The sequence below is a fragment of the Pontibacter rugosus genome (assembly GCF_042678745.1).
Classification (GTDB): domain Bacteria; phylum Bacteroidota; class Bacteroidia; order Cytophagales; family Hymenobacteraceae; genus Pontibacter; species Pontibacter rugosus.
This window is the reverse complement of sequence record NZ_JBHTLD010000032.1, coordinates 1-17,844: the sequence shown is the minus strand read 5'-3', so window position 1 is coordinate 17,844 and position 17,844 is coordinate 1. Positions and strand designations below refer to the sequence as shown.

Sequence of the window (17,844 nt, the reverse complement as noted above, 5' to 3'; positions counted from 1 at the left end):
GTTGTAGACTAACCCTGCTGTTGAAGTATAAAGTCAGCCTACTCGCTGCCCTCCACAAGCTAATTTGCAAAAGGGGCTGTGTATTCCGCAGTTTGAAGTGATACAACTGCACATGTAGAGGCAGAACGCACCGCAGGCGCTGCTAAAAATCGAAGAGCATGTGCTTCTCCCCATAAAATGACATCAAAACAAAGTAGAGAATACATCCAAAGGAAGGTGTGCCTATCAATAAAGTCTCCAGCGTTCTCCACTTAATACAATCCTAAAGCGTTGTATATCGAAAGATGTGCAAGGCTTTTTGTTTTAAATTACAGCAAAGAAAAACGCTTATTAGCCTGATGAACAGGTGCTAAAGCTCTATTAGGTTAAGCAATCAAGATAGATCAGGATGGGGTGGTTATACTTAAGAAGGGTTGGGCTGCGTTGCAAAAATAAATGTAGCAGCTACAGAAAGAGAGGCTAACCTGAACGCAAAAGCCAGTAATTTACGTAAGCTAAAAACTTGAGCTGATACAAAATCTGGTAGGCTTAAAGTAACCTATGAGAATACAAACCTTACTACTATTACTGTTACTACTTTGCTCCTGCGTTACCCAACGCAAGGCAGAAGACTATTTCGATAAAAACACAGATAAGCTGGCGGCTTATGTAGATCAGAATGATGCTTATACCGATCAGTTCGGAGAAGCTTATGCCAGCAAGCACTTTCCTGCAAAGGCAGTAGCTCCTGCTATGGCAACGACTCCTGACATACATTTGGACAGGCTGCAACCATGGCCCTTGCTGATACGGACACCACAAGGCTCCCAAGCACATAGCCTGGTGAGATGTCCTGCTTGTGCTGGCACTATCACTACACAGATTGTTTACGTGCAGGACACAGCCAAACTTCAGGCATTAGGAGCAAAGTTAACCAATGAGCGTATCACGAAACAGAAACTACAAAAGCAGCTGCAGCATACTATAGTTGAGCGCGATTATTGGCAGGAAATGAACCGGAAGAAGTTTTGGACGTTAGTGGCAATGGCCGCTTTTGCAATGTTATATATCCTGTTCAGGGTTTTGGCTGCCCGGGTTCCTGCTACCTAAAGCTATACTTGAGCAAGGCAAAAGCAGCAGTAGCGGCTTAGCCTGAACGACTACTGCTGCTCAGAATAGCCTATTCTTCTAGCATCCGTTTCAAGAATGGAGCTGTTTTGCTCTGCCTGTTCACGGCCACCTGCGCAGGTGTACCGGCGGCTACTATCTTTCCGCCTTCTTCGCCTGCTCTTGGGCCAATGTCAATTACCCAGTCGCTGCCAGCCACTACGCGCATAGTATGTTCCACTACAATTACCGTATTGCCAGCTTCTACCAGGTTGTTCAGCTGTACCATTAGCTTCTCCACATCAGCGGGATGAAGGCCAGTGGTAGGCTCATCCAAAATGTACAGCGTATTGCCCCGCTGTGCCCGTTGCAGCTCCGTAGCCAACTTTATACGCTGCGCTTCACCACCCGAAAGTTCTGTGGCAGGCTGCCCGAGGCGCAGGTAACCTAGCCCTACTTCGCGTAGTACGGTAAGTGCCCGGTGTACAGGCGGCTCCTCTTCAAAGAATTCCCAGGCGGTATCAACTGTCATGGCCAATACATCAGCAATGTTCTTATCGCGGTAGGTTACCTCCAACGTTTTTGCGTTATAGCGTGCACCGTGGCAAACAGGGCAAGGGGCATACACGCTTGGCAAAAAGAGCAGTTCTACCATCACAAAGCCTTCGCCCTGGCAATTTTCGCAGCGGCCTTTGGCTACGTTAAACGAAAAACGACCTGCATCATATTTGCGTGCCATAGCCATCTTAGTGTTGGCAAAAAGCTTGCGTACATGGTCGAATAAGCCGGTGTAGGTAGCCATGTTGGAGCGCGGTGTGCGCCCAATCGCTTTCTGGTCTACCCGTACCAGCCTCTTTATACTTTCCATACCCGCTGTAATGCGTCCGTCGGTTGAGATAGGAGCAACCTGCTCAAGTGGCTCACCTTCCTCTTCCTCCATTGGAAGTGTCTGGCCTAGCTGCTCCGACACCAGCTCTACCAGCACCTGGCTTACTAAACTCGACTTGCCTGATCCAGATACTCCCGTAACAGTTGTAAATACACCCAGCGGGAAGGCTGCGTCGAGGTTATACAGGTTGTTGCGCGTTATTCCGCTCAAGTGTAACCAGCCAGTAGGGGTACGTGGGGTGCGGGTAGCAACTTCTGATCTATTGAAAAGATACTTTGCCGTTTTAGAAGCTTTGATATCTTGCAATCCTTCCGGTGGGCCGCTGTATAACACTTCTCCTCCTTTTTCTCCAGCCTCCGGGCCAACATCTACCAGCCAGTCGGCATGCCGAATTACGTCCAGGTTATGCTCCACTACAAATAGCGAATTACCTGCCTTTTTAAGACCTTCCAAGGCAGTTAACAAAGCTTCAGTGTCGGAAGGGTGCAGGCCAGCAGATGGCTCGTCGAGTACGTAAACCACCCCAAACAGGTGAGAGTACAGTTGTGTAGCGAGCCGCAAACGCTGCAACTCGCCTGGTGATAAGGTAGGCGTGCTGCGCTCCAACGACAAGTAACCGAGCCCAAGGTCGAGCAGTACTTTGATGCGTGCCACCAGGTCTTCAGCAATGCGTTGCGCCACGATCGTTTGCTCCGGATGATCAGTGTTCTGCTGCGACCGACCTGTGGCAGTTCCTTCGGCATAAGGCACCAGTATACTGGCTATTTTCTTCAGTGGCAGCCGCGACAATTCGGTGATATCATAGCCTGCAAACTTTACCGAGAGCGACTCAGGACGAAGACGTTTGCCTTGGCAGTTGGGGCAGTCGGTGCTGAGCATAAACTGCATCACCCGCTTCTTCATCTGGGGGCTGTTCGTGTTGGCGAAGGTATGGAACACATGCCGGCGGGCGCTGCTGAAAGTGCCCATGTAGCTGGGTTCATCTTTGCGCTTAAGTGCACGCTGCGTTTGCTCGGGTGTATAGCCGGGGTAAACGGGAGCTACAGGCTGCTCATCCGTGAATAAAATCCAGTCGCGGTCTTTCTGGGGAAGTTCACGCCACGGCCTGTCTACATCATAGCCAAGGGTAACCAATATATCGCGTTGGTTCTGCCCGCCCCAGGCAGTAGGCCAGGCGGCAATGGCCCGCTCCCGTATCGTCAGCGAATCATCTGGCACCATCGATTGCTCTGTTACATCATAGATCCGACCCAGGCCATGGCAGGTAGGGCAGGCGCCTTCGGGTGTGTTGGGCGAGAAAGCTTCGGCATAAATAATGGATTGCCCCGGCGGGTAATCTCCGGCACGTGAGTAGAGCATGCGCACCAGGTTTAATAGCGTGGTAACGCTACCGACAGATGAGCGCGTAGTTGGCGTACCCCGTTGCTGTTGCAGGGCCACCGCAGGAGGCAAACCTTCAATGGCATCCACGGCTGGCACAGCCATCTGGTGAAACAACCGCCGGGCATACGGCGAAACAGACTCCAGGTAACGCCGCTGCGCCTCTGCGTAAAGCGTGCCGAATGCCAGCGATGATTTGCCTGACCCAGACACACCTGTAAATACCACGAGGGCATCGCGGGGAATGGTGATATCTATGTTCTTGAGGTTATGCTCCCGGGCTCCGCGCACTGTCACGAAGCCTGTAAAATCACTTTTTAATAATTTGTCAGAGTTACTTGCCATGTGGCAAGATACGCAGATTTGCACTTTTGGCTGGATGTGCAAGCCCTGGCGGGAGTTTTACAAGTATAAGCAGCAGCTGTCGAGAGAAATATAAGTCAAAACTTTAGCCGTGGTTAGTATTTGTTCTAATCTGGTTATATATTGAAGTTTAAGCTGTTAGCCTGACAGGCACTGTTTAGTCTATACAAAAAGCTACATTATCTCTGTTAAAGCTGGATGTTAAATAAATCATATGAAGCAAACGCTATACTATTACACCCTCTGCTTATTGCTGGTGCTAGGCACCCTTACAAGTTGTGGCGAAGACGACAACACGGCTGCACCTGCCGCTGCACAAATCAGCATCACCGTAAAAGATGCTACCGGCACCATTGTTCCCGGCATGAATGTCTACATGTTTCTAGATCCTGCCAGCAAAGCGGAAGGGCGTAATCCTGCTAAGGCGCTGAAAGTGGTTTCTACCAACACCAGCGGCATTTCCAGCTTTGACCTAAAGCAATTCCCTGCCCTTGGGAAAGAGGGTACTTTATACTTTACCGTGCTGGAAGGGACACCGTTTGATGCAAAAGGAACTGTCAGCGTCAGCTACAAAGAAGGCGAAACGATAGAAAAGGAGCTGCTGCTACAAGGCAACAGTCCCACCCCAACTCCCACCCCAACTCCAGGCAATTCGAGCTACGCCTATGGGTATTTACCTACTACCGTCACGCACGAATTGGCCATGAGCGAGTATGAGCGCTGGAAAAGCACTCAGGTTGTTGCCTGCGGCGACGGGCTTCGTGTGATTGCGGCCCCTGCTAATGAAACGAAAGTAGAGGGTATCGGTTTTGGCCTGTTGTTGGCTGCCTATGCTGGAGATAAAGAGACATTTGATGGCATCCTGCGCTTCTATAACAGCAAACGAACACCCGAGGCGAAAAACATGATGGCCTGGTCAGTTACCTGCAGTGGCACCCTGGACCCTGGAAGCGCCACCGACGGCGATATTGACGTGGCCTTTGCCTTGATCGTGGCCAGCAAGCACTGGGGTGACTCCTACCTGAACGCAGCCAAGGAGATTATACAGCTCGTGCGCACCAACCTGATTGTGCAGTGCACGGTAGGCGGTAAGAGCATTTACATACTTGCCCCCGGTTACTCAGGCCGTGCCTGGGGTGGGTGCGGCATGACAGACCTGATGTACCATACACCGGCTTTCTTCCGTGTTTTTGCCACCGTAACAGGCGACAATGTATGGGCGCAGCTGGCCGACGATACCTATACTTTACTGGAGGCAGGCGCAAACCCAACTACTGGCCTGGTGCCTGATTGGCAAACTGCAACCGGTACGCCCGGCCCTGAAGGCAGGATAGGGTACTTCGGCTACGATGCCGCCCGCGCTCCCTGGAGACTCACGCTGGATTATCTATGGAACGGCAATGCAAAAGCCGACGCCTGGGCTGATAAAGTGTCGGGATGGGCAGAAACAGTTGGTCCTGCCAACATTGTGGATGGCTATGAGTTGAACGGAAAACCCCGTGGTACCAACGGCCTGAACAGCGCCTTTCTGGGAGGTTTCGCCGTAGCAGCCACGAGCCACAGCCAGGCAAGGGCCGATAAGTTCGGTGCAGAGCTAAGCAAGTTAAGAGACACATACTGGTTCAATATCAATACGCGCGTGCTGTACCTCTTCACCCTGACTGGTAATTTCTATGATCCGCTGAAAAAGTAGGAGCTACTGCGCCAGTAGCTTCCTGAAAAACGGCTTCAGTTCATTTGCCATCACGGCATGGTCTTCCACGCTTGGGTGCCCGGTGCAGCCGCTTGCCTGCATTGGCTGGAAAAAGTGTAAAGCCACAGGTTTGTCAGAAGGATAAAGCGCATCAATCTTGGCTTTAACGGCTGAAATACTATTTTCCAAAGTTGTACCGTTGCGGCCATTCACCATCGGACTGCTCAGCAGGGCTATCTGAGCCTGTGGGTATTGGGCCTTCACCTGCTGCACAAATTGGATGTAGTTGTTCACAAACTGTGTGCTGTCGAAGGGCAGGCGTTCTCTCTTGCCATCGCCCATGCTAAAGTCGTTAGTGCCTAGCGCAATACTGACTACCTCTGGCGTAGCCGTGTCAAAGTTCCAGCGGTCGGAGGTGTTCTCCTGAAAATCAATTTTCTCATACACCTGGGGCATGGTGGGGCCATCGCTGTTCCAGTTGCGGTAAATGCCAATGCCGCTCACGCTGCTTAGCACAAAGTCCGCACCCAGCGCTCTGGCAACCCGTGGGCCGTAGGCCATGTAGGCGTTATGCTGGTCGTGGTACGCGGCCGTGTTGCAGGGCACCTCCGACGGGTCGGCAGCAGCACCGCTGGTAATACTGTTTCCGATAAATTCAATAAGCGGAGCATTGGGTTTCTGTACAATCGCTATGTTTTCCCCGGTTATTTTCTCAATCATAATCGGGCCAGTATGTGCTTCCGTGGCTTTGTACACCCAAACCGTGTGCTTGCCCGCTGCCGGTGCTGTTATAAGGATAGGCGCTGTGGCGTTGGGAGCTATTTTTACTCTTTTCTGGTATTCCCCGTCTACTTCGTACTGCAGGTAGCCGTGCGTTCCGGCATCGGGTACGGAAGCGAAAACCTGACTTTCGGTTCCCTCAAATGTGTACCCAAAATGCGCGGCAGAGGTGATTAACTCCAGCTGTTGCGCATCGTTTACCATCGTTCTGCCATAGGGCTTTAGCGCCGTAGCCGGTAATTCGCTTTTTTCAGCAACAGTATCTTTAAGTGAGCTACAGCTAAAGCACAGCAGGCAAAGCGCAGCAAGAAGAGAGGTGTGTCTAAGTTTCATAGAAAATGAAGGAGAGCTTATACAAGAATAGCAAATTCCAGCGTCTTCGCCTATAAGCAGTTTACAAATTGAAAGCCAGATTACAATCGATTATAGCATGCTTACGCGATGATAATTAAAAAACAGGGTGTATGCTTTGGTGCGCTAATAGTACCATATTGGCTTTAAAATAATGCGATGTCCTCTACTTTCGGAAAATTTTTGTGATGCTTCGGGCAATGAGCAGCGTAGCTATACTTCCGATAGCCACAATTTTTACAATCGATTGCGGGTCGCGGATGGTGCGGAATTTCGTCTCTCCCTGTTTCATTTCTATATAGCCCACTGGCATCACTACCATACCACCGCCACCGCCAGAGCCTTCTGCATCTGCTTTTCCACCTTGGCCGCCACCAAAACCATATATTGCTTTCGATACAGGTATAACCGTAAGTCCATCCCGCTCAACCGGCTCCCCATAAATTGTAGAAACATGGGCAGCCTTGCCAAATTTCTCAGCCAGCTTTTCTGTAATGGTGGGATGTGCCGTATTTCCGGATATGTTATCGTTTTCCATTAGATTAGGTTTTTATAAGTGTTTAAGTGTAAGCTTGCCCTTGCGGAAGTTCAAGCCTTCGTTCCAAGTGCAAGTATAAGTGTTACGCAAATTGAAGTATACTGCTCCATACGCTGCTACAAACAAACGGTGTTAAACTAATTTAGCCTACCTTCATGCTCCTGAGCGAGAAGCAGGTGTTGCAGCCAAGTAAAGATACGGAAGACACTTAGAATAAAGTAGTAAGTAGAAGTTCTAAAGCGCGCAACCAGCACAGCGCTTTACTAAATCAAACTAAACAGGAAGTACAAGTATAGGTTATACATGCATGTCGAAATCAAAAAAGCTTAATAACGTAACGCTTGGTCAGGTATTCAAAACAATTATCTGGCCTCGAAAAAAATACTTATCAGTTGGACTGGTGCTGATCGTGATAAGTCGCCTGGCGGGACTGATATTGCCTGGTGCGAGTAAATACCTGATCGACGACGTGATTCCGAATGGTGATTTTACCATGCTGAAGTGGCTGATTCTGGCAGTTGTCGCATCAATTGTGATACAAGCCGTAACCTCCTTTGCCCTGACGCAGATACTGAGCGTAGAGGCGCAGCACCTGATTTCGCAGCTGCGGGCTAAAGTGCAGCGACATATTATTCAGCTGCCCATTCGTTTTTTTGATAACACTAAAACCGGCGAACTGGTATCGCGCATTATGACGGATGTGGAAGGGGTGCGGAACCTGGTGGGCACCGGCTTTGCCCAGATGATAGGCGGTGTACTTACCTCTCTTATCTGTTTGGTGCTGCTTATTTACATCAGCCCACTCATGACGTTGTTTGTCTTGATCCCGGTGGCAATTTTCGGACTTATTTCCCTGAAAGCTTTCGGTAAAATACGGCCAATCTTCCGGGAGCGCGGCCTCATTAATGCGCAGGTAACGGGCAGGCTAACCGAAACATTGGGTGGCGTTCGGGTAATAAAAGGCTTTAACGCGGAGGCGCAGGAAATCAAGATATTTGAGGCAGGTGTGAACCGGCTGTTTCTGAACGTAAAACAAAGTTTGGTTACCACCAGTCTGGTGACTTCTGCGGCCACACTGCTGTTGGGCTTTGCCTCGGCAGGCATTATGGGTATAGGTGGTTACCTGATCATGAACGATCAATTGACCTTCGGCGATTTCCTGGCTTTTACGTTGTATCTGGGCTTTCTGATTGCGCCTATTGTGCAGATGAGCAATATCGGGAGCCAGTTTACAGAAGCTTTTGCCGGGCTTGATCGTACCGAAGAAATTCTGAATATGCCCTTAGAGAGCGAGGGTGAGCACAGAACGCTGCAGCTCGACCACATACATGGCGACATTGTATTTGACAAAGTTTCCTTTGCCTATGAAACGGGGAAAGATGTGGTGAAAGCTATCAGCTTTAAGGCACCTGCTGGTTCCGTTACTGCGCTGGTGGGCACGTCTGGTTCCGGTAAAACCACCATCGCAGGCTTAGCTGCCTCTTTCCTGAACCCTGACAGCGGTACCATTACCGTAGACGGCCACGACCTGCAAACCATCAGCCTGCAAAGCTACAGAAGTAAGCTGGGGGTAGTGCTACAGGATGATTTCCTGTTTGAGGGCACAATCAGGGAGAATATCATGTTCCCGCGTCCGGACGCTACCGAAGAACAGGTGCAGCAAGCTGTGAAAGCCGCACACGTGCAGGAATTTACCGATCGGTTTGAGGATGGACTAAATACATTAATCGGAGAACGAGGCGTGAAGCTATCAGGAGGGCAGCGGCAGCGCATTGCCATTGCCCGCGCCATACTTGCCGACCCGCGCATCCTGATCCTGGACGAAGCCACCTCTAACCTCGATACCGAAAGCGAAAGCCTGATACAGGCCAGCCTTAAAACGCTGATGCAGGGCCGTACCACCTTCGTCATCGCCCACCGCCTCAGCACCATTCGCCAGGCCGATCAGATTTTGGTGATAGAGCAAGGTAACATAACCGAACAAGGCAAACATGAAGAGCTGTTGGAGCAGCAGGGGAGGTATTACCAGTTGTATACTTACCAAGCCAGGATTTAAAGGCGATAAGGTTGAGTATGAAGTAGAATGGGATAAGCATAAGTAAATGCGCGCTTTGTTGCGATGTAGCATCTATAGTTCCTGTAAAGTCAGTAGCCAAGGCTTTTGGTATAGAGGGTTTGTAAGGATAGGCCGCAACCTGTACGCACGATACTTTAGCTATAAAACTTATACTTTTAAAATGACATCTACAGGTTCCCCTCCTTGGCTAAGGAGAGGTCAGTGATGGTTGGATTTGCTTACTGCTACTTTTAAAGAATAGGCTCTATAGTTAAGACTATTCAGGTTAACCCACCCCAGCCCCTCCGAGGAGGGGAATTGGATTAAGCTCCGGCAGCAGTGGCTAGAAAGGATAGTTCATTTCAAGCTGCGGAGAATAGTGGTCATGGGAGTATGGCCAAAGCTGTACAGGTATGGCTCTGCGAACCAGTAGAGCCATAACAGGCATTAGCTGCAAGCTAGCGCCAGCGAGGAAGTATGACCTACGGTTAGCAGAGGTAGGCACAACCACAACCACAAGCGGACGCTTGCGCCAGAAAAGCTGTTTTGAATATCAACTGTAAGTGTGGCTTTACAAGCCAGTAGAGTTGCAAACTCGACATTATAGTAAGAAATAAGTCTGAAGACCTGCGCCAGAGGAGGAAGTTATACCTAAATAACATCATTAGGAACAATACCTTAACAGTAATGACAGGCATCATTTTATACTAACTTCCCTTTCCCTACACTTGCAGTCCCGTTGATAGAGAAGACGAAGACAAAATGAATATACAGTCAAAACGAAACTGGCTGCTGGTGGCGCTGTTCAACCTGGTAGTGGTAGCTTTTCTGGGGCTGCTGCTGCGGTGGATGTTCGTGGCACCAGTGGCTGGCATCAACCATAATTACCTGTTGCACGGCCACTCACACGTGGCGTTACTGGGCTGGCTATACTCTGCTGTTTTTGTGGCGCTGGTGGCATTTTTCTTACCTCCGGAATTACAACAAAAGAAGACCTATACCTGGCAGTTTTGGCTATCGCAAGGGGCGGTGCTGGGGATGCTGCTTAGTTTTCCGGTGCAAGGCTATGGGGCGGTTTCTATCTTTTTTTCTACGGCGCATATCCTGCTGAGCTACTGGTTTGCTTTGCAGTTTCTAAAGGATGGAAAAGCAGCAAAGTTGAGCATAGGAAAGCATCAACTCTCCTATGCTTTCGTGAAGGCGGCGCTATTTTTCCTGGTGCTGTCGTCGCTGGGGCCGTGGGCAATGGGGCCAATCATGGCGACAGGCCAAAGCGGTAGCGAGTTATACTTTAACGCCATCTATTTTTACCTGCACTTTCAGTATAATGGCTGGTTTACGTTTACGGTGCTGGGGCTGTTATTCTGGCTGCTGGAGCATTACAAGTTCAGCTTCAGTCCTAAGTATGGCAGGCTCTTTTTTCGATTGATGTTCTGGTCCTGCCTACCTGCTTACCTGTTGTCTGTGCTCTGGTCTAAACCTGCCGCTGCGGTATATGCAATCGGAGGAGCGGCTGCGCTGGCACAAGTGATTGGCTTAGTCGTGCTGCTTCTACTTGTAAAACCGATAAACAAGCAGGTGCTGGCATTATTCGGCAACTGGAGCCGCTTTATACTTATACTGGCTGGCATGGCTTTTACAGCTAAATTCCTGATGCAACTGGCAACGGCTACTCCATACATGGCAAACCTGGTCTACAGGCTGCGCTTCTTTATCATCGGTTATCTGCACCTGGTGTTGATTGGCTTCGTCAGCTTATTTATGCTCGCGTTTTTTGCACAGCAAGGTTGGGTAAGTTTTAAGCAAGGTATGAGTAGGTGGGGGATGGGAATGTTTCTGGCGGCCTTCGTCGGAACCGAAATTTTGCTATTTCTGCAGGGCATTTTCTTTTGGTTAGGAGTAGGAGCCATACCTGTTTATCACAAATTACTTTTCGGTCTAAGCATCAGTTTGCCTGTTGGTATACTGCTGTTTTTTGTAGCGCAGGTGCGGCGGGAAAAAGCTTGTCTTTCAGAAGGCAAAGTAGCGAAATAGCTACAGCATCAATTAAGTTAAACTCGTTCAAAAAGGCCTAAAAAATACAGCAAGGGCTGCTTCTATGTTTTACTCCATAGAGCACGTTTAAAATTCATCCTTTCCATTCAGCTTTCGCTTGCAAAAACGAAATGTAAACATGCTCTTAGCTGCACCCTAGGCTGTTGCCGCAGTTCAGGCATTTGTAGCAAGTGCCGGAGCGAATGGTATTGTGGCCGCAGGTATTGCGGATAGGTGCATTACCCATCATGTTTGCCAGCACCTGCTGCGTCTGCTCCATCAGCAGTGTTTTGCTCTGCTAACATATCGCCGGAAGGGTTGCGAATGGTAGAGGAGCGGAGTTCGTAGCGGAACATTGTAGGGCAACTGCTGCGGGGAGGTAAACTTTCTGTTGATGGAGATACCTTTTGGAAGGGAAGGTGTATGCTTTGTCATACGGCAGGATAGGTTGCTTATAGATAGTAAAGGAAAAATGAATACCTAAAACTGCCGTTTGTCAAACCGAAAAAGAATGACGAAGATCATTCTATAAAAAGACTTTTACATCTTTTATTGTGTGGTGCGCTTTATACTTTTACATCAGTGATTTATACCTGATAGACATAAAAGAAGTCAACATGGAAACTACACAGACAATAGAAGTACTGGATGTAACGCTTCTGGAGCCACGCCTGAAGCACCCCACCATTTTTGAGTGGTTTGATGCCCGCAATGGCGGCGAAGCTTTTATCATACATAACGACCACGACCCGAAGCCGCTCTACTACCAGCTGCTCGGCGAGCGTGGCAACACTTTTCAGTGGGAGTACCTGGAGCAGGGGCCTGAAGTATGGGAAGTGAAGATATCCAAGCTAACGCAGCAGGAAGGCGAGACGGTAGGCGAACTGGTGGCAAAGGATTTCCGCAAAGCGCAGGTATTTAAGAAGTATGGCATCGATTTCTGCTGTGGTGGTAAAAAATCGGTGAAGCAGGTGTGTGAGGAGAAAGGCGTGGACCAAAACGCCCTGGAAAGAGAGTTGGAGGTTACTTCAGCAGCAGAAAGCCGTGAAACAGACTTCGGTAGCTGGGAACTTCCTTTTCTGGCGGATTATATCGTGAACATGCACCATAAGTATGTACGAGAGGCGATTCCGGCCCTGTACGAGTACACGACCAAAATTGCCCGCGTGCACGGCAAGAATCACCCGGAGCTGCTGGAATTAGCTAAGCATTTTGTGAATGTTGCCAACGAGCTGGAGGCGCACATGCCGAAAGAGGAGCGCGTGCTGTTCCCGTTTATCAAGCAGCTGGATGAGGCGAAGAAGCAAGGTATAAAATTGGACAAACCCGCTTTCGGCTCTATTCAAAATCCTATCAACATGATGGAAATGGAGCATGAAGCAGCCGGCGATGAACTGGAGGCTATCCGCGAACTGACGGATAACTACACTCTACCAGCCGATGCCTGCGCCACTTATACTGTTGCCTTTAAAAAGCTGCAGGAGTTTGAGGAAGATCTGCACCGCCACATCCATCTGGAAAACAACATCCTGTTCCCGAAAGCGCTGGAGCTGGAGAAAGAAGTACTGAAGTAATTGATCTGAATCAGGATTTACTGGATTTATGGATGGGCAGGATTTTCTGTTTTGATTTTAAATGATTTGATGATTGTTAATTGATCTCGTTTGTGCGCAGCGCCTTACCTGAGATACATCACAAGAAATCATTAATAACTAAATCAATCCCGCCCATCCTTTGTCATCCTAAAAATCCTGATCCTAAAAGAGAAAGTAGCATGAGAAAGAGCAATACGCCCCAGAAACGAGATAAGAGTTTGGTGCCGCTCTCAAGAGAGCATCATTTTGGTTTGCTGTTCTGCTGGAAACTGCGCCAGGGCCTGAAGAATGGAACAGACCTGGAGGTGATGCGCGCGTATGTGCACTACTTCTGGGAAAACATACTGAAGCCACATTGCGAGGAGGAAGAGTGGGTGTTGGCAAGACTAATGCAAAAGGATAGTACGGTGCGCATGCGCCTGGGCGAGGAGCATCGCTTGCTACATGCACTGGTTGCGCTTGTGGAGGATGGCAGCCCGAAAAATAAGGAGCTGTTCAGGGTGCTGGAGCAGGACCTGGAAGAGCATATACGCTGGGAGGAGCGAGAGCTTTTCCCTTACTTGCAAAGTGTGGCACACCCCGACGATCTGAAATTAACAGGTAAGCTGCTGGAGCACCGGCACGCCCCACGTACCGACAGCTTCTCCCCAGAATTCTGGACTGTGAAAGTAAAAGCAAATTAGCCATGGAAATAGCGGCCAACACAAAAATAGCAGCACTGATCAAAGAAAATGAAAAGGCAATAGAAGCCATTGCCTCTATAAATAAGCACTTTGAGAAGCTGCGCAACCCCCTGCTGCGCAAACTGCTTGCTTCGCGGGTAACCATAGCTGATGCAGCCCGCATTGGCGGCTGTGAAGTAGAGGCTTTTTACAAACAGTTGGCTCCACTTGGCTTCACTTGCAGCAGCAAGAAAACGGAGCAGGTAGCACAGGCAAAAACAAGTATAAGCGGCATGCCTGATTTTCTGAAACAGTTGCCACAGGCAAATATAAATGTACTGGATGTGTGTGAGGACATTGCCATAGGAAACGATCCTTTCCTGAAGATTATGGATGCGGTAGATGGCCTGAACGAGAGTAGTGCATTGCTGCTGATTAATTCATTCGAGCCAACGCCGCTCATCACCATTCTAGATAAAAAGGGGTACAGCGCCTATACTCAGGAGCAGGAGCCGGACCTGATACATACATACTTTTGGCGAAGCAATGGCAAAGTGGCTGAGGCGGCTGACTGCACGAGCCAGGAGAATAGTTTTGAGGAACAGTTGACGCTGTTTGAAGGCCGATTTAAAGCAATTGATGTGCGTTACCTGGAAATGCCACAGCCAATGGCTACCATCTTGCAGGAGCTGGAGCAGCTGCCGGAAGATAAAGCCCTTTACGTGCTGCATAGGCAGGTGCCGCAGTTTCTGCTGCCACAGCTGAAGGAGAGAGGCTTTGCCATAGCTATCCAGAAGGCAAGTCCTTCTAAAGTATACTTGCTTATCTACAAAGACAAAACTCCATGAGCACGGCTACCATCTCCAATTCCCTGAGCAAATGGGTGGTGTTGCCGCACTATGCTTTTGCAGCGCTTGCGTTTATGGCGCTGAGTGTGCTGCTGCTTTTCTCTACCGATGCTTTTGGAGGGCATTATTTTCATCCCAAACTGCTAACGCTGACGCATGTGGCGGTGCTCGGTTGGGCTACCATGATCATTTTCGGAGCCCTTTACCAGTTGCTGCCTGTGGTGCTGGAGGGCAAGCTATATTCTGAAAAGCTGGCACTTTATACTTTTGGATTGCTCGGCACAGGCACTGTTCTGCTGGCTTACGCCTTCTGGAATTTTGAAGTAGGTTTTGTGATGCACCTGGCGGCCTGCTGTTTGTTTATAGCATTTTTGTTGTTCAACATAAACGTTATCCAAACAGCCAGAAGAGCTCCAAAATGGACGATAGAGGCAGATTTTATTGTGACTTCTGCTATCTGGCTTTTGGCTACAGGCCTGGTAGGTTTACTGATGGCGGTAAACTTTTCAATGCCTTTTTTGCCAGAAGAACATGTGCACTACCTTAAGCTGCACGCGCACATCGGTATGGGAGGTTGGTTTCTGTTGCTCATTATTGGTGTAGGTGCTAAACTGATCCCGATGTTTTTGCTGGCACACGTAGAGGGCGCAAAAAAGCTAAACTGGTGCTATAACCTGATAAACGCAGGACTGGTACTATTTATCTTCGACCATATGGCGCTACGGGCAGGGCTACTGGTGTTTTGTGCCGTGTTGGTAGCGGCTGGCATAGTGCTGTTCCTGTTATACTTGCATGATGCCAAGGCGGCTATGCAGCGCCAGAAGGTGGACCTTGGGATGAAGCAAACTTTTGTGACGCTGGGTCTGCTGGCATTGCCGCTTGCCCTGGTGTTTGTGGTGAGCAGCAACCTTGCCCTGCCACAGCAACTGCTTTCTTCGGTTTACCTGGTGTACGGCATTTCGATGTTCTTAGGGTTTGTGAGTGCACTTATACTTGGGCAAACGTTTAAGACGCTGCCATTCATCGTTTGGATGCACGCTTACGAAGACTACGTGGGACGCTTTAAAACACCGCTCCCTAAAGATTTATACAGTAACGCGTTGCTACGTTGGCAGAACATTAGCTACCTGATCGGATTTGTACTGCTTGTGGCAGGTGTGCTGCTGCGGCAACAGGAAGTTATACTAGCGGGTGCCATTGCGTTTACACTCACAGCGCTGCTATACTTAGTAAATGTGTTTCAACTGCTCTTACATAAAGTACATCACCTTAAACCTTTTACCTATGGAAACGCAAGCACCTGACCTCGGCCTAGAGGTCTTCGAAACACTTAAGTTTATCATCGACCCTGAAATAGGTATAAACATAGTAGACCTTGGGCTGGTATATAAGGTAACGCTGGAGGAGGAGCAGCTAACAGTAGAGCTTACCCTGACAACCCCCGGCTGCCCTATGAGCAATACCATTGTGATGGCGGCGGAGCAGATTCTGCTCAAGCGCTTTCCGAACCTTAGGGTGAAGGTGGAACTGGTGTGGCAACCTGTGTGGAGTCCCCACAAAATAACGGAGGAGGGGCTGCGGCAACTGGGCCAGAAAGCATAACTTCGCCAGCGTAAGTATAGCAAGCTTAGAAGCAGATTACATGTTATCAAAAACAACAGAATATGCCCTGCGTGCCATTGTGTACATTGGTATGAATGATGCCGTAGGCCATAAGGTAGGAATAAAGGAGATTGCGCGGGAGTTGGAGTTGCCTGCCCACTTTATGGGGAAGATTCTTCAGGACCTGGTGCGCAAAGGTGTAATTGCTTCTGTAAAAGGACCGGGAGGCGGGTTCTTCCTGCACCGGCCCGCCAGCGATATCAGTATACTAGAAATAGTGCGTACCATAGATGGGCTGGAGTCCTTTAAAAGGTGTGGCATGGGTATGAAAGAATGCTCCGATAAACACCCTTGTCCTCTTCACAACGATATTAAGGCCTACCGTGATCATTTGCTGAAAGTCTTCAACACAAAAACCGTTCAGGATTTGGTAGATGGTATCAACTCCGGAAAATACTTCATCACCAATGTACACGAAGTAGGCCCAGAAGAGTAACATTCATGCTGTAATTACAGCTCTCGTAAAGATTAGTCTTTCTCTCGTGCTGTACCTATGTTGCCAGATGTTCCGTTTAGCCCGTGTAAGGCATCGCCTGAAACAGAATATACGAGGGATCAAATGGCATACAAACCCACCAAAGAAGAGTTAGCAGCTGCCGTAGGTAAAACTGTACCCGATGTAATTACCCCGAACCTGAAAGTGCTGTTTTGCGGCATTAACCCGAGCGTTTATACCGCTGTGGTAAAGTATAACTTTGCCCGCCCCGGCAACCGCTTCTGGCCAACACTTTTCGCCTCTGGTTTTACACCCAGGCTGTTCCTGCCTGAAGAGCAGCAGGAGCTTTTATCCTTAGGCTTTGGTATTACCAATGTAGTGGATAGAGCTACCGTAGCTGCCGCCGACCTGAGCAAAGAAGAGCTGAAGCAGGGTGGGGAGCAATTAGCGCAGAAAGTGCTTCAATACAAACCGCAGGTGCTGGCGCTGCTGGGTATCTCTGTTTATCAGGCTGCCTTCGGGCAGAAATGTAAGGGAGTTGGGCTGCAGGACTTAATGATTGGAACAACCCAAGTATGGGTGCTGCCTAATCCGAGCGGTCTTAACGCGCATTTCCCGCCGAGGCGTTTGGCCGAAGTATACCGGGAGCTACGGGCGTATGTGGGATAAAACTAAAAACTGCTATTCCTCAAAAGGCACCATCTCTTCCCACAGCAAATCAAACTGCTTACGGTAGGCAAGCACTGTATCGCGGTCGTGGGTGATCAGTACGTTCTCGTGGTTATAATTGGCTGCGCTGCGGGTCCAGTTGTAGCTGCCGGTAAGTATGGCTTGGTTGTCGATGATCGCAAACTTGTGGTGCATGTGGTTGTGCGTGATGTCTACACGTATAGGCAGTCCAGCTTCTGCAAGGCTTCTGATGTCAGAGCCCAAATCATACAGTTTCTCATTATCTGTTATGATCTTTACCTTAACTCCTCGCCGATGCGCTTCCTGAATAGCCCTTGAAATACGGTCGTCGCTGATCGTGAAAACGCAGATCTTAAGCGAGTGGCTAGCGTTGTTTATACTTTCGAGGATAGCATGAAGACAGTCGCCGCCGGGGCTGAAGTAAGCGCTGTTTGGTGGTATGGCCAAAGTATAGATGGTTAAGTATAAGCTTTAATTTCCAAGTTGCTGCACCCGCTGGCTTAGCTGCAACAGCTGTACTATAACTAAAGTAGTGCTTTCACTGCTACTTCTAAAACCTTTAACCTTTAATTATGCTAGCTTTCTTTTTTTCTCAATAAGTTAGCTCAGTCCATAACACCACTCTCTTTCAGTTTCAGTGCCAAACCTCTACTTACTTCTGAGATATTTCTCTTTAAAAGTTAATCGAATATGTAATAATTTATGAATTAATCGAAGGGTTTAGTTTTTACGAAGTTTCATATAGTTTTTACCGAAAAGGTAGCTGGTGATATGCTAAAAG

At 49.0% G+C, this 17,844-nt stretch carries 15 protein-coding genes; 11 read left to right on the top strand and 4 right to left on the bottom strand.

From position 1 onward, the window contains the following. Nucleotides 1-540: 540 nt before the first annotated feature. Entirely contained in the window at nucleotides 541-1,089 is a 549-nt protein-coding gene (locus tag ACFQ2O_RS05680) for a hypothetical protein (protein WP_377523758.1), read from the top strand. A 70-nt stretch (nucleotides 1,090-1,159) separates the two neighbouring features. Here the strand turns inward: ACFQ2O_RS05680 and uvrA are convergent, their stop codons facing one another. Then, a complete protein-coding gene (gene uvrA / locus ACFQ2O_RS05675) occupies nucleotides 1,160-3,700 on the bottom strand; it encodes an excinuclease ABC subunit UvrA (RefSeq protein ID WP_377523755.1) in 2,541 nt (846 codons plus the stop codon). A gap of 232 nt (nucleotides 3,701-3,932) precedes the next feature. On the opposite strand from uvrA, the gene ACFQ2O_RS05670 reads away from it, so the two are divergent. Continuing rightward, complete coding sequence (locus ACFQ2O_RS05670) at nucleotides 3,933-5,411, top strand: glycosyl hydrolase family 8 (RefSeq protein ID WP_377523752.1); 1,479 nt, start codon at nucleotides 3,933-3,935, stop codon at nucleotides 5,409-5,411. Nucleotides 5,412-5,414: 3 nt separating this feature from the next. Here ACFQ2O_RS05670 and ACFQ2O_RS05665 read toward each other — a convergent pair whose 3' ends face one another. Continuing rightward, nucleotides 5,415-6,524, bottom strand: a complete 1,110-nt coding sequence (locus tag ACFQ2O_RS05665) for an SGNH/GDSL hydrolase family protein (RefSeq protein WP_377523749.1) — start codon at nucleotides 6,522-6,524, stop codon at nucleotides 5,415-5,417. Nucleotides 6,525-6,708: 184 nt separating this feature from the next. Further along, nucleotides 6,709-7,080, bottom strand: a complete 372-nt coding sequence (locus ACFQ2O_RS05660; protein ID WP_377523745.1) for a spore germination protein GerW family protein — start codon at nucleotides 7,078-7,080, stop codon at nucleotides 6,709-6,711. Between the two features lie 307 nt (nucleotides 7,081-7,387). Here ACFQ2O_RS05660 and ACFQ2O_RS05655 point away from each other — a divergent pair, with 307 nt between their 5' ends. From ACFQ2O_RS05655 to mug, 9 genes are all read left to right on the top strand, one after another. Continuing rightward, nucleotides 7,388-9,136, top strand: coding sequence for an ABC transporter ATP-binding protein (locus tag ACFQ2O_RS05655; protein WP_377523742.1), 1,749 nt, complete (start codon nucleotides 7,388-7,390; stop codon nucleotides 9,134-9,136). A 762-nt stretch (nucleotides 9,137-9,898) separates the two neighbouring features. Further along, on the top strand, nucleotides 9,899-11,170 hold the full coding sequence (locus tag ACFQ2O_RS05650; protein ID WP_377523738.1) for a hypothetical protein: 1,272 nt from the start codon (nucleotides 9,899-9,901) through the stop codon (nucleotides 11,168-11,170). Between the two features lie 617 nt (nucleotides 11,171-11,787). Then, nucleotides 11,788-12,744, top strand: a complete 957-nt coding sequence (gene ric / locus ACFQ2O_RS05645; protein WP_377523735.1) for an iron-sulfur cluster repair di-iron protein — start codon at nucleotides 11,788-11,790, stop codon at nucleotides 12,742-12,744. Nucleotides 12,745-12,944: 200 nt separating this feature from the next. Then, nucleotides 12,945-13,448 carry a hemerythrin domain-containing protein gene (locus ACFQ2O_RS05640; RefSeq protein WP_377523732.1) on the top strand — a complete coding sequence of 168 codons (504 nt, stop codon included), beginning with the start codon at nucleotides 12,945-12,947 and terminating at the stop codon, nucleotides 13,446-13,448. A 2-nt stretch (nucleotides 13,449-13,450) separates the two neighbouring features. Next, nucleotides 13,451-14,275, top strand: a complete 825-nt coding sequence (locus tag ACFQ2O_RS05635; protein WP_377523727.1) for a DUF2249 domain-containing protein — start codon at nucleotides 13,451-13,453, stop codon at nucleotides 14,273-14,275. Further along, nucleotides 14,272-15,579, top strand: a complete 1,308-nt coding sequence (locus ACFQ2O_RS05630) for a hypothetical protein (RefSeq protein WP_377523724.1) — start codon at nucleotides 14,272-14,274, stop codon at nucleotides 15,577-15,579. Before ACFQ2O_RS05635 ends, ACFQ2O_RS05630 begins: the two co-directional genes overlap by 4 nt. Further along, entirely contained in the window at nucleotides 15,560-15,877 is a 318-nt protein-coding gene (locus ACFQ2O_RS05625; RefSeq protein ID WP_377523721.1) for a metal-sulfur cluster assembly factor, read from the top strand. The genes ACFQ2O_RS05630 and ACFQ2O_RS05625 overlap by 20 nt, the downstream gene beginning before the upstream one ends. 40 nt (nucleotides 15,878-15,917) lie before the next feature. Beyond that, nucleotides 15,918-16,373 carry an RrF2 family transcriptional regulator gene (locus ACFQ2O_RS05620; RefSeq protein WP_377523718.1) on the top strand — a complete coding sequence of 152 codons (456 nt, stop codon included), beginning with the start codon at nucleotides 15,918-15,920 and terminating at the stop codon, nucleotides 16,371-16,373. Nucleotides 16,374-16,496: 123 nt separating this feature from the next. Then, complete coding sequence (gene mug / locus ACFQ2O_RS05615) at nucleotides 16,497-17,042, top strand: G/U mismatch-specific DNA glycosylase (protein ID WP_377523714.1); 546 nt, start codon at nucleotides 16,497-16,499, stop codon at nucleotides 17,040-17,042. 12 nt (nucleotides 17,043-17,054) lie between these two features. On the opposite strand, the gene ACFQ2O_RS05610 is transcribed toward mug, so the two are convergent. Then, nucleotides 17,055-17,510 (bottom strand): phospholipase D-like domain-containing protein, encoded by a 456-nt coding sequence (locus tag ACFQ2O_RS05610; RefSeq protein ID WP_377523711.1) that lies wholly within the window; start codon nucleotides 17,508-17,510, stop codon nucleotides 17,055-17,057. Between the last annotated feature and the right edge of the window lie 334 nt (nucleotides 17,511-17,844).

Bases quoted from the DNA above. Each gene is read 5' to 3' on its own strand.
- ACFQ2O_RS05650 (WP_377523738.1), top strand. From the start codon at position 9,899: ATGAATATACAGTCAAAACGAAACTGGCTGCTGGTGGCGCTGTTCAAC.
- ACFQ2O_RS05640 (WP_377523732.1), top strand. From the start codon at position 12,945: ATGAGAAAGAGCAATACGCCCCAGAAACGAGATAAGAGTTTGGTGCCG.
- ACFQ2O_RS05630 (WP_377523724.1), top strand. From the start codon at position 14,272: ATGAGCACGGCTACCATCTCCAATTCCCTGAGCAAATGGGTGGTGTTG.
- ACFQ2O_RS05680 (WP_377523758.1), top strand. From the start codon at position 541: ATGAGAATACAAACCTTACTACTATTACTGTTACTACTTTGCTCCTGC.
- ACFQ2O_RS05660 (WP_377523745.1), bottom strand. From the start codon at position 7,080: ATGGAAAACGATAACATATCCGGAAATACGGCACATCCCACCATTACA.
- ACFQ2O_RS05635 (WP_377523727.1), top strand. From the start codon at position 13,451: ATGGAAATAGCGGCCAACACAAAAATAGCAGCACTGATCAAAGAAAAT.
- ACFQ2O_RS05655 (WP_377523742.1), top strand. From the start codon at position 7,388: ATGTCGAAATCAAAAAAGCTTAATAACGTAACGCTTGGTCAGGTATTC.
- ACFQ2O_RS05670 (WP_377523752.1), top strand. From the start codon at position 3,933: ATGAAGCAAACGCTATACTATTACACCCTCTGCTTATTGCTGGTGCTA.
- ric (WP_377523735.1), top strand. From the start codon at position 11,788: ATGGAAACTACACAGACAATAGAAGTACTGGATGTAACGCTTCTGGAG.
- uvrA (WP_377523755.1), bottom strand. From the start codon at position 3,700: ATGGCAAGTAACTCTGACAAATTATTAAAAAGTGATTTTACAGGCTTC.
- ACFQ2O_RS05625 (WP_377523721.1), top strand. From the start codon at position 15,560: ATGGAAACGCAAGCACCTGACCTCGGCCTAGAGGTCTTCGAAACACTT.
- mug (WP_377523714.1), top strand. From the start codon at position 16,497: ATGGCATACAAACCCACCAAAGAAGAGTTAGCAGCTGCCGTAGGTAAA.
- ACFQ2O_RS05665 (WP_377523749.1), bottom strand. From the start codon at position 6,524: ATGAAACTTAGACACACCTCTCTTCTTGCTGCGCTTTGCCTGCTGTGC.
- ACFQ2O_RS05620 (WP_377523718.1), top strand. From the start codon at position 15,918: ATGTTATCAAAAACAACAGAATATGCCCTGCGTGCCATTGTGTACATT.